The sequence below is a fragment of the Pseudomonas sp. NPDC012596 genome, assembly GCF_042902325.1.
Classification (GTDB): Bacteria; Pseudomonadota; Gammaproteobacteria; order Pseudomonadales; family Pseudomonadaceae; genus Aquipseudomonas.
The window spans coordinates 194,701-209,973 of sequence record NZ_JBIBEB010000005.1 but is presented as its reverse complement, the minus strand read 5'-3'; the positions used below and the strand labels follow the sequence as shown (position 1 = coordinate 209,973).

Genomic DNA, 15,273 nt, shown 5'->3' with positions numbered 1-15,273 from the left:
GAGCGTGTCACTGATCGCTTCCGACCAATTCCGCATCGTTGTCGGCCTCGGCAAGAGCGGCATGTCCCTGGTTCGCTTCCTGGCGAGCCGGGGCATTGCCTTTGCGGTCGCCGACACCCGTGAGCAGCCGCCGGAACTGGACACCCTGCGCCGTGATTACCCGCAGGTGGAAGTGCGCTGTGGTGAACTGGACGTGGACTTCCTTTGCCGCGCCAATGAGCTGTACGTGAGCCCCGGCCTGGCCCTGGCCACCCCGGCGCTGCAGCAGGCTGCAGCGCGTGGCGTCAAACTGTCCGGCGACATCGAACTGTTCGCCCGCCATGCCAAGGCTCCGATCATCGCGATCAGTGGCTCCAACGCGAAAAGCACCGTGACCACCCTGGTCGGCGAGATGGCTGCCAAGGCAGGCAAACGCGTGGCTGTCGGTGGCAACCTGGGCACCCCGGCCCTGGACCTGCTCAGCGATGATGTCGAGCTGTACGTCATGGAGCTGTCGAGCTTCCAGCTGGAAACCACCGATCAGCTCAACGCCGAAGTCGCCACCGTGCTCAACATCAGCGAAGACCACATGGACCGCTACAGCGGGCTGCCTGCCTATCACTTGGCCAAGCACCGGATTTTCCGTGGCGCCCAGCAGGTGGTGGTCAACCGCCAGGACGCCCTGAGCCGGCCGCTGCCGGTGGAAGGCCGCCCATGCTGGACCTTCGGCCTCAACCAGCCGGACTTCAAAGGGTTCGGCCTGCGTGAAGTGGATGGCGAGAAATACCTGGCCTTCGAATTCCAGGCGCTCATGCCTGCGCGCGAGCTGAAAGTGCGTGGCGCCCACAACCAGAGCAACGCCCTGGCGGCCCTGGCCCTGGGCCATGCTGCAGGCCTGCCGTTCGAGCCTATGCTCGCGGCACTGCGCGAGTTCGGTGGCCTGGCCCATCGTTGCCAGTGGGTGCGTGAGCGCAACGGCGTGAACTGGTACGACGATTCCAAGGCCACCAACGTTGGCGCAGCGCTGGCAGCCATCGAAGGCTTGGGCGCGGACATCGAAGGCAAGCTGGTGCTGATCGCCGGTGGTGACGGCAAGGGTGCCGATTTTGCTGCCCTGCGCGAGCCGGTCGCACGCTTCTGCCGCGCCGTGGTATTGCTCGGCCGTGATGCCGAGCGCCTGGCCGAAGCCCTGGGCGATGGCGTACCACTGGTGCGGGTCAAGGCCCTGGACGAGGCCGTGCAACAGTGCGCCGACCTGGCCCAGCCCGGCGATGCCGTACTGCTGTCGCCAGCCTGCGCCAGCCTCGACATGTTCAAGAACTTCGAAGAACGCGGGCGCTTGTTCGCCCAGGCGGCGGGGGGGCTGGCATGATCTTCGGCATCCTCAAGCCGTACCCGTCGCCGCTGATCAGCGGCCGTGGCATCGACCTCGACTTCGCCTTCCTGGCGGGCTGCCTGGCGCTGCTTGGCCTGGGCCTGGTGATGATCACTTCGGCGTCGTCGGAAGTAGCGGCGGTGCAATCGGGCAACCCGCTCTACCACATGTTCCGCCACCTGGTGTACGTGGCCATCGGCCTGGTCGCCTGCGGCGCGACCATGATGGTACCGATCGCCACCTGGCAGCGCATGGGCTTCATGATGCTGGTAGGTGCCTTCGCGCTGCTGGTCATGGTGCTGGTGCCTGGCATCGGTCGTGAGGTGAACGGCTCGATGCGCTGGATCGGTTTCAGCTTCTTCAACGTACAGCCTTCGGAGATCGCCAAAGTCTTCGTGGTCATCTACCTCGCAGGTTACCTGGTACGCCGGCAGACCGAGGTGCGCGAAAGCTGGATGGGCTTCTTCAAACCGTTCATCGTGCTGCTGCCAATGGCTGGCCTACTGCTGATGGAGCCGGACTTCGGCGCCACCGTGGTGATGATGGGCGCCGCCGCAGCCATGCTGTTCCTCGGCGGGGTGGGGCTGTTCCGCTTCAGCCTGATGGTGGTGCTGGCGGTGGTCGCGGTGTTCGTGCTGGTACAGGCGCAGCCCTACCGGATGGCACGTCTGATCACCTTCACCGACCCCTGGTCCGACCAGTTCGGCTCCGGCTACCAGCTGACACAGGCACTGATTGCCTTCGGCCGCGGCGAGTGGCTGGGCGTGGGCTTGGGCAATAGCGTTCAGAAGCAGTTCTACCTGCCCGAAGCGCACACCGACTTCGTGTTCTCGGTGCTCGCCGAAGAACTGGGTGTGGTCGGCTCGCTGGTGACCATCGCGCTGTTCGTCTTCGTCACCGTGCGCGCCCTGTACATCGGCCTGTGGGCCGAGAAGGCCAAACAGTTCTTTGCCGCCTACATGGCGTTCGGCCTGGCGTTCCTCTGGATCGGCCAGTTCCTCATCAACATCGGCGTGAACGTCGGCCTGCTGCCGACCAAGGGCCTGACCTTGCCGTTCCTCAGCTACGGGGGCAGCTCGCTGGTGATCTGCTGTGCCTGCGTTGGCTTGTTGCTGCGCATCGAATGGGAGAGCCGCACGCACCTGGGCAGCGAGGAGCACGAATTCAAGGAAAGCGATTTTGCCGAGGAGACCAGTCATGGCCGCTGACGGCAAAAATGTACTGATTATGGCAGGCGGCACTGGGGGCCATGTGTTCCCGGCCCTGGCCTGTGCCCGTGAATTCCAGGCGCGCGGTTACAGCGTGCACTGGCTGGGCACCCCGCGCGGTATCGAAAATGAGCTGGTGCCGCAGGCTGGCTTGCCGCTGCACCTGATCCAGGTCAGTGGCCTGCGTGGCAAGGGCAAGCTGTCGCTGCTCAAGGCGCCGTTTACCCTGGTCAAGGCCGTGCTGCAAGCGCGCCGGATCATTCGGCAGCTCAAGCCGGTCTGCGTGGTCGGCTTTGGCGGCTACCTGACAGGCCCGGGCGGCGTGGCTGCGCGGCTGTGCGGCGTGCCGCTGGTGATTCACGAACAGAACGCCCGTGCCGGGACTGCCAATCGCCTGCTGGTGCCGCTGTCGGCACGCGTGTGCGAAGCGTTCCCGGGCACCTTTGCGGCCAATGACAAGCTGCGTACCACTGGCAACCCAGTGCGCCCGGAGCTGTTCATGGACGCACACCGTGCGCCCCTGGCCGAGCGCCGCGCCCGCCTTTTGGTAATGGGTGGCAGCCTGGGTGCGGAACCATTGAACAAATTGTTGCCTAAGGCCCTGTCCGAGGTGCCCGCGAACCTGCGCCCCGAGGTTTTCCATCAAGCCGGCAAAAGCCATGCGCCGATTACCGCTGAGCGTTATCAGGAGGCGGGTGTCGAGGCTCAGGTAGAACCGTTCATCAAAGACATGGCCCATGCCTATGGCTGGGCCGACCTGGTGGTGTGCCGGGCCGGTGCCCTGACTGTCAGCGAACTCGCGGCGGCGGGCCTGCCTTCGATGCTGGTGCCTTTGCCCTATGCGATCGACGACCACCAGACCCACAACGCCCAATATCTGGCTCGGGAAGGCGCCGCTTTCCTTATGCCACAAGCGACAACTGGCGCAGCGCAGCTCGCTGAACGCCTGAACGAGGTGCTGATGCAACCCGAGAAACTCAACACCATGGCAGGCACCGCACGGCGCCTGGCCAAGCCTGCAGCAACCAGCACCGTGGTCGATATCTGCCTGGAGGTGGCCCATGGTTGAAAGCCAGAAAGCCATGCCCCACCCGAAAATGGGCCGCATCAACCGCATCCACTTCGTCGGCATCGGCGGCGTGGGCATGTGCGGTATCGCCGAAGTACTGCTGAACCTGGGCTACCAGGTGTCCGGTTCCGACCTCAAGGCGTCGCCGGTCACCGAGCGCCTGGAGTCGTTCGGCGCCGAGATCTTCGTCGGCCACCGCGCCGAGAACGCCGCCAATGCCGATGTGCTGGTGGTGTCCAGCGCCATCAACCCGGCCAACCCGGAAGTTGCCACCGCCCTCGAGCGGCGCATTCCGGTGGTGCCGCGTGCCGAGATGCTCGCCGAGCTGATGCGCTATCGCCACGGCGTCGCGGTTGCCGGTACCCACGGCAAGACCACCACCACCAGTTTGCTGGCCTCGGTGTTCGCCGCAGGCGGCCTGGACCCGACCTTCGTCATCGGGGGCCGCCTGACCGCTGCGGGCACCAATGCCCAGCTGGGCACCAGCCGCTACCTGATCGCCGAAGCCGATGAAAGCGACGCGAGCTTCCTGCACCTGCAACCGATGGTCGCCGTGGTCACCAACATCGACGCCGATCACATGGCCACGTACGAAGGTGACTTCAACAAACTGAAGAAAACCTTCGTCGAGTTCCTGCACAACCTGCCGTTCTACGGCCTGGCCGTGATGTGCCTGGATGACCCGGTGGTGCGCGAGATCCTGCCACAGGTCAAGCGCCCGACCGTGACCTATGGCTTCAGCGAAGAGGCCGATATCCGTGCCATCAACGTGCGCCAGCAGGGCATGCAGACCCACTTCACCGTGCTGCGCCGCGACTGCGAGCCGCTGGACGTGTCGGTGAACATGCCCGGCAACCACAACGTGCTCAACGCGCTGGCCACCATCGCCATCGCCACCGACGAAGGCATCAGCGATGAAGCCATCGTCCAGGGCCTGTCGGGCTTCCAGGGCGTCGGCCGACGCTTCCAGGTATACGGCGAGCTGCCAGTCGACGGCGGCAGCGTGATGCTGGTCGACGACTACGGCCACCACCCGACCGAAGTGGCCGCGGTAATCAAGGCGGTGCGTGGCGGTTGGCCAAGCCGGCGCCTGGTGATTGTCTATCAGCCGCACCGTTATAGCCGCACCCGCGACCTGTACGACGACTTCGTACAAGTGCTGGGCGATGCCAACGTGTTGCTGCTGATGGAGGTCTACCCGGCCGGCGAAGAGCCGATCCCTGGTGCCGACAGCCGCCAGCTGTGCCACAGCATCCGCCAGCGCGGCAAGCTGGACCCGATCTACATCGAACGTGGCGCCGAGCTGGCGCCGGTTGTCCAGCCGCTGCTGCGCGCCGGCGACATCCTGCTGTGCCAGGGTGCCGGTGACGTCGGTGGCCTGGCCCCGCAATTGATGAAAAGCCCGCTGTTCGCTGGCGCCAAGCAGGAGAAGTCGAAATGACCAGCGCCTACGACAAGTTGCACTCGACCCTGGACGTCAAGGCATTCGGCCGCGTGGCCGTGCTGTACGGCGGCAAGAGCGCCGAGCGTGAGGTATCGCTGAAGTCCGGCGCCGCGGTAATCCAAGCGCTGACCAGCGCCGGTGTGGATGTCGTCGCCATCGATGTGGGCGACGACCTGCTGGCACGCCTGCAAAGCGAGAAGATCGACCGCGCCTTCATCATCCTGCACGGCCGTGGTGGTGAAGACGGCAGCATGCAAGGCCTGCTGGAGTGCCTCGGCATCCCTTACACCGGCAGCGGCATCCTCGCTTCGGCCCTGGCCATGGACAAGCTGCGTACCAAGCAGGTATGGCAAAGCCTGGGTATTCCGACCCCGCGCCATGCCGTACTGGCCAGCGAAAGTGATTGTGTTGCAGCGAGTGGGGAACTGGGCTTCCCGCTGATCGTCAAACCTGCCCATGAAGGCTCTAGCATCGGCATGGCCAAGGTGAGCAGCGAGCAGGAATTGATCGCTGCCTGGAAGGACGCTGCCATATACGATTCGCAAGTTCTGGTCGAGCAATGGATCCACGGCCCGGAGTTCACCATCGCGGTTCTACGTGGCCAGGTGCTGCCGCCGATCGCGCTGGGCACCCCGCACGTGTTCTACGACTACGACGCCAAGTACATCGCCAATGACACCCAGTACCGCATCCCGTGCGGCCTGGACACCGTCAAGGAACAGGAACTGATCGACCTGACCGCGCGCGCCTGCGATGCCATCGGCATCGAAGGCTGGGGCCGGCTGGACGTGATGCAGGACGAGCAGGGCCGGTTCTGGCTGCTCGAAGTCAACACCGCACCGGGCATGACTGATCATAGCCTGGTGCCCATGGCGGCCCGCGCGGCCGGCCTGGACTTCCAGCAATTGGTGCTGGCGATCCTGGCCGACAGCGTAGCGACGCGAGGTTAACAAGCCATGCACGGCGCGATGATACGTCAGCAGCAACCCGTTACCGGCCGTAGCAAGCCGGTGCCGCGTGGTGCCAGCCGACTGGTGGCCGACGAGCCCGTATCGTCGCGCCTGCCGCGGCCGAGCCTGGGTGGCCTCAAGCGCCTGCTGTGGCCGGTATTGCTGCTGGCCGCAGGCTTTGGCGCCTACGAGGGCGCCGTTCGCCTGATGCCCTATGCCGACCGGCCGATCACCAAGATCGACGTGCAGGGCGACCTCAGCTACATCAGCCAGCAGTCGGTGCAGCAGCGGATCGCGCCCTACGTGGCGGCGAGCTTCTTCAGTGTCGATCTCACGGCGATGCGGGCGGAGCTTGAGCAGATGCCGTGGATTGCCCACGCCGAGGTACGTCGAGTGTGGCCTGACGAAGTGGTGATCCGCCTTGAAGAACAGCTGCCGGTGGCACGCTGGGGTGATGAGGCCTTGCTCAACAACCAGGGCCAGGCCTTTACCCCGCGCGAGCTGGCCAACTACGAGCACCTGCCGCAGCTGGCCGGGCCGCAGCGTGCCCAGCAACAAGTCATGCAGCAGTATCAGGTACTGAGCCAGATGCTGCGCCCCTTGGGCTTTTCCATCGCTCGCCTGGAGCTGCGCGAGCGGGGCAGCTGGTTCCTGACCACCGGTGCGAGCAGCGCCGGCCCAGGCATCGAGCTGCTGTTGGGGCGCGACCATCTGGTGGAGAAGATGCGTCGTTTCATTGCCATTTACGACAAGACACTCAAAGAGCAGATCACCAACATCGCCCGCATTGATCTGCGTTATTCCAACGGACTTGCCGTTGGTTGGCGGGAACCGAACGCACCGACGACGGCCCAACCCGCCGTTGCGAAGAATTAGAGAGAGGCAGGACCATGGCAAACGCGCATAGCGGCAAAATGATCGTCGGGCTGGACATTGGCACCTCCAAGGTGGTGGCGCTGGTGGGTGAAGTGGGCGAAGACGGCACCCTCGAGATCGTGGGTATCGGCACCCATCCGTCCCGCGGCCTGAAGAAGGGCGTGGTGGTGAACATCGAGTCGACCGTGCAGTCGATCCAGCGCGCAGTGGAAGAAGCGCAGCTGATGGCAGGCTGCCGCATCCACTCGGCCTTCGTCGGTGTAGCGGGCAACCACATCCGCAGCCTGAACTCCCACGGTATCGTCGCGATCCGCGACCGCGAGGTCAGCGTCGCCGACCTCGAGCGTGTACTCGACGCCGCCCAGGCGGTGGCCATTCCGGCTGACCAGCGCGTGCTGCACACCTTGCCGCAGGACTACGTGATCGATAACCAGGAAGGCGTGCGCGAGCCGCTGGGCATGTCTGGCGTGCGCCTGGAAGCCAAGGTTCACGTGGTCACCTGCGCGGTCAACGCGGCGCAGAACATCGAGAAGTGCGTACGCCGCTGCGGCCTGGAAATCGACGACATCATCCTCGAGCAGCTGGCTTCGGCCTACTCGGTGCTGACCGACGATGAAAAAGAACTTGGCGTGTGCCTGGTGGACATCGGCGGCGGCACCACCGACATCGCCATCTTCACCGAAGGCGCAATCCGTCACACCGCGGTCATCCCGATTGCGGGCGACCAGGTGACCAACGACATCGCCATGGCCCTGCGTACACCGACCCAGTACGCCGAGGAAATCAAGATCCGCTACGCCTGCGCCCTGGCCAAGCTGGCCGGCGCCGGCGAGACCATCAAGGTGCCGAGCGTGGGCGACCGTCCACCGCGCGAGCTGTCGCGCCAGGCCCTGGCCGAGGTGGTAGAGCCGCGTTACGACGAGCTCTTCACCCTGATCCAGGCCGAGCTGCGCCGCAGCGGTTACGAGGACCTGGTGCCAGCCGGCATCGTCCTCACCGGCGGCACCGCGAAGATGGAAGGCGCTGTCGAACTGGCCGAAGAAATCTTCCACATGCCGGTACGCCTGGGCGTACCGCACAGCGTTCGGGGGCTGAGCGACGTGGTGCGCAACCCGATCTATTCCACCGGTGTGGGCTTGCTCACTTACGGCCTGCTGAAGCAGTCCGAGGACCTGATCCTGACCGGTAACAGCAACAGCAGCAACAACAGCTATGGCGATGAACCGAAGGCCCCAGTGCTTGAGCGCTTCAAGAAGTGGGTCCAGGGCAACTTCTAAGTTTCAAAGCAGTAGTGGTAGGCGCGACAACTAGAGAACTGTAAGGAGAGGGAAAATGTTCGAGCTCGTAGACAACGTCCCGCAAAGCCCGGTCATCAAAGTGATCGGCGTCGGCGGTGGCGGCGGCAACGCCGTCAACCACATGGTGAAGAGCAGCATCGAAGGCGTCGAATTCATCTGCGCCAACACCGATGCCCAGGCGCTGAAAAGCATTGGCGCACGCACCATCCTGCAACTGGGTACCGGCGTGACCAAAGGTCTGGGTGCCGGTGCCAACCCGGAAGTCGGCCGTCAGGCCGCGCTGGAAGACCGTGAGCGCATCGCCGAGGTGCTGCAGGGCACCAACATGGTGTTCATCACCACCGGCATGGGTGGCGGTACCGGTACCGGTGCGGCGCCGATCATCGCCGAAGTGGCGAAGGAAATGGGCATCCTCACCGTTGCCGTGGTGACCCGTCCGTTCCCGTTCGAAGGTCGCAAACGTATGCAGATCGCCGATGAAGGCATCCGCATGCTGGCCGAGAGCGTCGACTCGCTGATCACCATCCCCAACGAGAAGCTGCTGACCATCCTGGGCAAGGATGCCAGCCTGCTGTCCGCCTTTGCCAAGGCTGACGATGTACTGGCCGGTGCCGTTCGCGGTATCTCCGACATCATCAAGCGCCCGGGCATGATCAACGTCGACTTTGCCGACGTACGCACCGTGATGGGCGAAATGGGCATGGCGATGATGGGTACCGGTTGCGCAAGCGGCCCGAACCGTGCTCGCGAAGCCACCGAAGCGGCAATCCGCAACCCGTTGCTCGAAGACGTCAACCTGCAGGGCGCCCGCGGCATCCTGGTGAACATCACCGCAGGTCCAGACCTGTCGCTGGGTGAGTACTCCGACGTGGGTAGCATCATCGAAGCCTTCGCCTCCGACCACGCGATGGTCAAGGTGGGCACCGTGATCGACCCGGACATGCGTGACGAACTGCATGTGACCGTGGTTGCCACTGGCCTGGGCGCGCGCATCGAGAAGCCGGTCAAGGTGGTCGACAACACCCTGCAGACCGCTCAGCAGGCATACGAGGCCTCCAACCCGGCCCCGGTACGCCAGGAGCAGCCTGCGGTCAACTACCGTGACCTGGAGCGCCCGACCGTCATGCGCAACCAGGCCCATGCAGGTGCCGCTGCGGCAGCTAAACTCAACCCACAGGATGACCTGGATTACCTGGATATCCCAGCCTTCCTGCGCCGTCAGGCTGATTAATGGAATTTATCAGGGGTATAAGGGTGGTTGGTGTTCAGCAAAGGCCGGGTCTGTTATTATCCCCAGCCTTTGTTGATACCTGTTCGCAATTTGCGATGAAGCGGCCAATGCCATGATTAGACAACGCACCCTGAAGAATACCATCCGTGCCACAGGCGTCGGCCTGCACTCCGGGGAGAAGGTCTACCTGACCCTCAAGCCTGCGCCTGTCGACACCGGCATCGTCTTCCGTCGCGCCGACCTCGACCCTGTGGTCGAGATCCCGGCTCGTGCGGCCAACGTCGGTGAGACCACCATGTCCACCACGCTGGTCAACGGTGACGTCAAGGTCGATACCGTCGAGCACCTGCTCTCCGCCATGGCGGGCCTGGGCATCGATAACGCCTACGTCGAGCTCTCCGCCTCGGAAGTTCCGATCATGGATGGCAGCGCCGGTCCCTTCGTATTCCTGATTCAGTCTGCTGGCCTGGAAGAACAGGACGCAGCCAAGAAGTTCATCCGCATCCTGCGTGAAGTAACAGTGGAAGAGGGCGACAAGCGCGCCACTTTCCTGCCTTTCGAAGGTTTCAAGGTGAGCTTCGAGATCGACTTCGATCACCCGGTCCTCAAGGGCCAGACCCAGAGCGCAGTCGTCGACTTCTCCAGCACCTCGTTCGTGAAGGAAGTCAGCCGCGCCCGCACCTTCGGTTTCATGCGTGACATCGAGTACCTGCGCAAGCACAACCTTGCGCTGGGCGGCAGTGTCGAGAACGCCATTGTTGTCGATGAGACCGGCGTACTCAACGAAGACGGCCTTCGTTCCGAAGACGAATTCGTCAAGCACAAGATCCTCGACGCCATCGGCGACCTGTATCTGCTGGGCAACAGCCTGATCGGCGAGTTCAAGGGCTACAAGTCCGGGCACGCGCTGAACAACCAGCTGCTGCGTAAGCTCATTGCCGAAACCGATGCCTGGGAAGTGGTCACCTTCGAAGATGCCAGTACGGCACCGATCTCTTATATGCGCCCTGTTGCGGCCGTGTAAGTTCGAACACTCTCTCTAGTGATTAAGGCCACCCTCGGGTGGCCTTTTTTATGCCTGAATCTAGTGGGTTGATGTCGGGAGTAATTATCCCGACTTAGCATTCGGAGGCCTAGTAAGGCTAGTCTCTATGAGTGGTTTCGGGAGTGGTTGCTCAGCAGTTTAGTGTTTTTAGGGTGATGAAATCGATATAGGTGTTATCCTTGATGTTGAACTGCACTCTAGCGATTGGCGTGGGTTCTGGGGAGGTGAATTTCACTTCGAAATCTTTGTCTTTTCCTGGGCCGCCGTAGGTTAATTCTTTAATTGGCTTTCCGTTTGAGGTGAAGAAGCTGACGGTTGCCGGGAAATCAAGTTGGGTCCAGGCGAATTCGATACTATGATATTCGCCGTTTAAGTCGAGTTGGACTATTTGATCGTCCGAACTTTGACTTTGGGCCAGGATCAGCGCCATGCCCTGGGCCTTGCCGGGCTTTGTTATGTCGACCCTTCGAATGCCGGTAATCGCACCGTTTTTACTGCTGACATTGCGCAGGGTGAAATGCCTGAGCGGGTGTTCCTCACCCGGGCGTAGGGTCACTGCAGTTTCATCCTCAAAGTCGATCCTGAGAACGTGAGGGTATATGCGAATATCATCCAGGGCGAATTCGACCCCATGGTCGCTACCCAGTGTCAGAACGTGGGTGGATTGTGTGGCTTTGAATGGAATGACGAAATGTTGCCACTCATTCTTTTTTTGTTCAAAATTCAAGCTAGATTTGAAGGTGCTGTCGATGTACCACGAGAGTTGTGGGCGTTTGACGGTGTTAGACAAACGTTTTGCGCGCAGGGAAATGGTGTAGCATTCGCCTGCAATAAAGTCGGTTATTTGCTTATGGATCAGCAGCGTTCCTTTGTAGTGGTCGGGGAGTGGCAGCGGAGGTGGCGAAATATTGACCCCGACGTAAGTATTCTGCGCTTCGTGGATAAATTTCATTGAGTGCCTGGGCTCGATGATTGCCCAGCCATTCCAGTTGTCGTTGGAAAAAGATGTGTGTTCGCTGTAGTTGGTTGGGAAGTTGGTCGGGATAGGCATCTTGCTGCACTCGAGTGAAGGAGAGTGCAGTAAGTCATCGCCTTGGTGGAACGGCAACTGGTAAAAATGACAGGTCTGGTTTGCGAATCACCCAGCTTATAATCAATCTTTTATTTTGATAGTTGCATGTTTGGCAAGTCGCTCCAAGGCGGCGCGCAGTTTGGGGTCGGTGATGCCCTCGGCGGAATCACGAATGCTTTCAGCAGCATTGGGGGAGAGTTCGGCGCTGTGCCGGCCGCGTTTCACGGGGACCAGCGGAGGTTGCACCTTGTAGAGGATGCGCCGCAAGTTTCCAAATGCCTCCATGGCCTGCAACTCCCGCATGAGGCGCTTTTGCTGATAGCGCAAGCGGGTGGCCCAATGACCGTCGGTAACCACCAGCAACAATACGCCATCCCGCCACGACGCCACATGGCAGTGCTCGCGCGCAGCAGGTTGCAGCTGGCTCTCCAGCAGGCGTTGCAGATGCTCCAGGCGCTCGGCCTGGTTCAGCAGCAGGCGCAGCGGGCGCACCTGGCGCAACAGCGCGGAGGGCGGCTGGGCGGGGGAGGGTTTGTAGGCCATGGGGTACGTATGAAGTTACAAGATCGGCAGTCTAACATCTCTGTCGCCTGTGCCGGCCTTATCGCCGCAAAGCAGGGCCTGAGGCCTGCGGCTATTCCTGTGGGAGCCGGCTTGCCGGCGACAGGGCCAGTACAGACGCTGAAGGATACGAGCCATTCTCGATACGTTTCATCATGCATCGGGTTGAACTCAGGGAAAATGCCCCTATCTTAGAAAAGCCCCCGCCTGAGCGCTGTGCCAGCATCGTGGAAATCCACCACTTTCCTCACCATCGTTTCCGGGTAGAATGCTCGTTCGCATGCGGCCTCAGGGCTGCACGGGCGACTCATGGGGCCGCCCTCCATCCCTACGTGTGGAAGATCCTGCCGATATGTTTGCGCCTTTGTTAAAGAAACTTTTTGGAAGCAAGAATGAGCGTGAAGTCAAACGCATGCTCAAGACGGTGAGTATCGTCAATGCCTTCGAAGAGAAAATGGTCGCCCTCTCCGATGAGCAACTGCGCGCCAAGACCGCAGAGTTCAAGGAGCGCCTGGCCAAAGGCGAGACACTGGACCAACTGCTGCCGGAAGCCTTCGCCGTGGCCCGTGAGGCCGGCAAGCGCGTCATGGGCATGCGCCACTTCGACGTGCAGCTGATCGGCGGCATGACCCTGCACGAGGGTATGATCGCAGAAATGCGCACCGGTGAAGGCAAGACCTTGGTCGGTACCCTGGCCGTCTACCTCAATGCCTTGTCCGGCAAAGGCGTGCACGTGGTCACCGTCAACGATTACCTGGCCCGCCGTGACGCCAACTGGATGCGCCCGCTGTACGAATTCCTCGGCCTGTCCGTGGGTATCGTCTCGGCGTTCCAGCCGCCGGAAGAAAAGCGCGCGGCCTATGCGTCCGATATCACCTACGGCACCAACAACGAATTCGGTTTCGACTACCTGCGCGACAATATGGCGTTCAGCCAGGAAGAGAAGTTCCAGCGTGAACTCAACTTCTCGGTCATCGACGAAGTCGACTCGATCCTCATCGACGAAGCGCGTACCCCGCTGATCATCTCCGGCCAGGCCGAGGACAGCTCCAAGCTGTACATCGAGATCAACCGCCTGATCCCGCGCCTGACCCAGCACATCGAAGAAGTCGAAGGCCAGGTCACCCAGGAAGGCCACTTCACCATCGACGAGAAGAGCCGCCAGGTCGAACTCAACGAAGCCGGTCACCAGTTCATCGAAGAGATGCTCACCCAGGCCGGGCTGCTGGCCGAGGGCGAGAGCCTCTACTCGGCGCACAACCTGGGCCTGCTGACCCACGTATATGCTGGCTTGCGCGCGCACAAGCTGTTCAACCGCAACGTCGAGTACATCGTCCAGGACGGCCAGGTTCTGCTGATCGACGAACACACCGGCCGTACCATGCCGGGCCGCCGCTTGTCCGAAGGCCTGCACCAGGCCATTGAGGCGAAAGAGAACCTGAACATCCAGGCCGAGAGCCAGACCCTGGCGTCGACCACCTTCCAGAACTACTTCCGTCTGTACACCAAGCTGTCCGGCATGACCGGTACCGCCGACACCGAAGCGTTCGAGTTCCAGTCGATCTACGGCCTCAACGTGATGGTCATCCCGCCGAACAAGCCGCTGGCGCGTAAGGACTTCAACGACCTGGTGTACCTGACCGCCGATGAGAAATACGCCGCGATCATTGCCGACATCAAAGAAAGCATGGTTCTCGGCCGCCCGGTACTGGTGGGTACCGCGACCATCGAAACCTCCGAGCACATGTCGGCCCTGCTGCAGAAAGAGGGTATCGAGCACAAGGTACTGAACGCCAAGTACCACGAGAAAGAAGCCGAGATCATTGCCCAGGCCGGCGCCCCGGGTGCGCTGACCATCGCCACCAACATGGCCGGCCGTGGTACCGACATCCTCCTGGGCGGCAATTGGGAAGCCGAAGTGGCTGCCCTGGACAACCCGAGCGCCGAGCAGATCGCGCAGATCAAGGCTGACTGGCAGAAGCGTCACCAGCAGGTGATCGAGTCGGGTGGCCTGCACGTAATCGCCTCCGAACGCCACGAATCGCGCCGTATCGACAACCAGCTGCGTGGCCGTTCCGGCCGTCAGGGCGACCCAGGCTCCAGCCGCTTCTACCTGTCGCTGGAAGACAGCCTGATGCGCATCTTCGCCTCCGACCGGGTGAAGAACTTCATGAAGGCGCTGGGCATGCAGTCTGGCGAGGCCATCGAGCACCGCATGGTCACCAATGCCATCGAAAAGGCGCAGCGCAAGGTCGAAGGCCGCAACTTCGACATTCGCAAGCAGCTGCTTGAATACGATGACGTGGCCAACGAGCAGCGCAAGGTGATCTACCACATGCGCAACAGCCTGCTGGCGGCGGAGAACATCGGCGACACCATCGAAGAGTTCCGCAAGGAAGTGCTCGACGCCACCATCAGCCAGCACATTCCGCCGCAGTCGCTGCCCGAGCAGTGGGACGTGGCCGGCCTGGAAGCTGCGCTGGCCAGCGACTTTGCCATGAAGCTGCCGATCCAGCAGTGGCTCGACGAGGATGATCACCTCTACGAAGAGACACTGCGCGAGAAGCTGCTGAAAGAAATCACCACCGCCTACACCGAGAAGGAAGACCAGGCCGGCATCGACGCCCTGCGCACCTTCGAGAAGCAGATTTTGCTGCGCGTACTGGACGACCTGTGGAAAGACCACCTGTCGACCATGGACCACCTGCGCCATGGTATTCACCTGCGTGGCTATGCGCAGAAGAACCCGAAGCAGGAGTACAAGCGCGAATCCTTCAGCCTGTTCCAGGAGCTGCTCGAGTCGATCAAGCGCGACACCATCCGCGTGCTGTCGCACGTTCAAGTGCGCCGCGAAGACCCGATCGAAGAAGAAGCCCGCCTGCGCCGCGAAGCCGAAGAACTGGCCAGCCGCATGCAGTTCGAGCATGCCCCGGCGCCAGGCCTGGAGAGCGAGCAGCTGAGCGAAGAAGGTGCTGAAGTGGCCGTGGCAGCTGCCCCGGTGCGCAACGACCAGAAGCTGGGCCGCAACGAGCCGTGCTGGTGTGGTTCGGGCAAGAAATTCAAGCATTGCCATGGGCAGATCGAGTGATCTGAACCTCTCGCAGTTACGTGACAAAACCGGGGCCGCTGTGCGCCCCATTCGCGGCACAAGGCCGCTCCCACAGG

General features: G+C 62.1%; 12 protein-coding genes. 10 read left to right on the top strand and 2 right to left on the bottom strand.

Annotation, left to right across the window (positions count from 1 at the left end; translation table 11 throughout):
* Positions 1-4: 4 nt before the first annotated feature.
* The 9 genes from murD (at position 5) to lpxC (ending at position 10,454) form a co-directional block, all read left to right on the top strand.
* Positions 5-1,351, top strand: a complete 1,347-nt coding sequence (gene murD / locus ACFY68_RS08815; protein ID WP_387525710.1) for a UDP-N-acetylmuramoyl-L-alanine--D-glutamate ligase — start codon at positions 5-7, stop codon at positions 1,349-1,351.
* Positions 1,348-2,562, top strand: coding sequence for a putative lipid II flippase FtsW (ftsW, locus tag ACFY68_RS08810; protein ID WP_387525707.1), 1,215 nt, complete (start codon positions 1,348-1,350; stop codon positions 2,560-2,562). Before murD ends, ftsW begins: the two co-directional genes overlap by 4 nt.
* Positions 2,552-3,631, top strand: coding sequence for an undecaprenyldiphospho-muramoylpentapeptide beta-N-acetylglucosaminyltransferase (gene murG / locus ACFY68_RS08805; RefSeq protein WP_387525704.1), 1,080 nt, complete (start codon positions 2,552-2,554; stop codon positions 3,629-3,631). Before ftsW ends, murG begins: the two co-directional genes overlap by 11 nt.
* Complete coding sequence (gene murC / locus ACFY68_RS08800) at positions 3,624-5,072, top strand: UDP-N-acetylmuramate--L-alanine ligase (RefSeq protein WP_387525702.1); 1,449 nt, start codon at positions 3,624-3,626, stop codon at positions 5,070-5,072. Before murG ends, murC begins: the two co-directional genes overlap by 8 nt.
* On the top strand, positions 5,069-6,025 hold the full coding sequence (locus ACFY68_RS08795; RefSeq protein WP_387525699.1) for a D-alanine--D-alanine ligase: 957 nt from the start codon (positions 5,069-5,071) through the stop codon (positions 6,023-6,025). The genes murC and ACFY68_RS08795 overlap by 4 nt, the downstream gene beginning before the upstream one ends.
* A 6-nt stretch (positions 6,026-6,031) precedes the next feature.
* Entirely contained in the window at positions 6,032-6,901 is an 870-nt protein-coding gene (locus ACFY68_RS08790; protein WP_387525697.1) for a cell division protein FtsQ/DivIB, read from the top strand.
* Between the two features lie 14 nt (positions 6,902-6,915).
* A complete protein-coding gene (ftsA, locus tag ACFY68_RS08785; RefSeq protein WP_346615700.1) occupies positions 6,916-8,178 on the top strand; it encodes a cell division protein FtsA in 1,263 nt (420 codons plus the stop codon).
* A gap of 55 nt (positions 8,179-8,233) precedes the next feature.
* On the top strand, positions 8,234-9,430 hold the full coding sequence (gene ftsZ / locus ACFY68_RS08780; RefSeq protein WP_016488958.1) for a cell division protein FtsZ: 1,197 nt from the start codon (positions 8,234-8,236) through the stop codon (positions 9,428-9,430).
* Positions 9,431-9,542: 112 nt separating this feature from the next.
* Positions 9,543-10,454, top strand: a complete 912-nt coding sequence (gene lpxC, locus ACFY68_RS08775; RefSeq protein WP_012312873.1) for a UDP-3-O-acyl-N-acetylglucosamine deacetylase — start codon at positions 9,543-9,545, stop codon at positions 10,452-10,454.
* A 151-nt stretch (positions 10,455-10,605) separates the two neighbouring features.
* Here the strand turns inward: lpxC and ACFY68_RS08770 are convergent, their stop codons facing one another.
* Positions 10,606-11,526, bottom strand: coding sequence for a hypothetical protein (locus tag ACFY68_RS08770; RefSeq protein WP_387525693.1), 921 nt, complete (start codon positions 11,524-11,526; stop codon positions 10,606-10,608).
* Between the two features lie 102 nt (positions 11,527-11,628).
* Positions 11,629-12,090, bottom strand: a complete 462-nt coding sequence (locus ACFY68_RS08765) for a DUF721 domain-containing protein (RefSeq protein ID WP_387525690.1) — start codon at positions 12,088-12,090, stop codon at positions 11,629-11,631.
* Between the two features lie 370 nt (positions 12,091-12,460).
* On the opposite strand from ACFY68_RS08765, the gene secA reads away from it, so the two are divergent.
* Positions 12,461-15,196, top strand: a complete 2,736-nt coding sequence (secA, locus tag ACFY68_RS08760) for a preprotein translocase subunit SecA (protein WP_387525687.1) — start codon at positions 12,461-12,463, stop codon at positions 15,194-15,196.
* Positions 15,197-15,273 lie beyond the last annotated feature (77 nt).

Coding starts and splice junctions, on each gene's coding strand:
- murG (WP_387525704.1), top strand. CDS start 2,552: ATGGCCGCTGACGGCAAAAATGTACTGATTATGGCAGGCGGCACTGGG.
- ACFY68_RS08770 (WP_387525693.1), bottom strand. CDS start 11,526: ATGCCTATCCCGACCAACTTCCCAACCAACTACAGCGAACACACATCT.
- ftsZ (WP_016488958.1), top strand. CDS start 8,234: ATGTTCGAGCTCGTAGACAACGTCCCGCAAAGCCCGGTCATCAAAGTG.
- lpxC (WP_012312873.1), top strand. CDS start 9,543: ATGATTAGACAACGCACCCTGAAGAATACCATCCGTGCCACAGGCGTC.
- secA (WP_387525687.1), top strand. CDS start 12,461: ATGTTTGCGCCTTTGTTAAAGAAACTTTTTGGAAGCAAGAATGAGCGT.
- ftsW (WP_387525707.1), top strand. CDS start 1,348: ATGATCTTCGGCATCCTCAAGCCGTACCCGTCGCCGCTGATCAGCGGC.
- ftsA (WP_346615700.1), top strand. CDS start 6,916: ATGGCAAACGCGCATAGCGGCAAAATGATCGTCGGGCTGGACATTGGC.
- ACFY68_RS08795 (WP_387525699.1), top strand. CDS start 5,069: ATGACCAGCGCCTACGACAAGTTGCACTCGACCCTGGACGTCAAGGCA.
- ACFY68_RS08765 (WP_387525690.1), bottom strand. CDS start 12,090: ATGGCCTACAAACCCTCCCCCGCCCAGCCGCCCTCCGCGCTGTTGCGC.
- ACFY68_RS08790 (WP_387525697.1), top strand. CDS start 6,032: ATGCACGGCGCGATGATACGTCAGCAGCAACCCGTTACCGGCCGTAGC.
- murC (WP_387525702.1), top strand. CDS start 3,624: ATGGTTGAAAGCCAGAAAGCCATGCCCCACCCGAAAATGGGCCGCATC.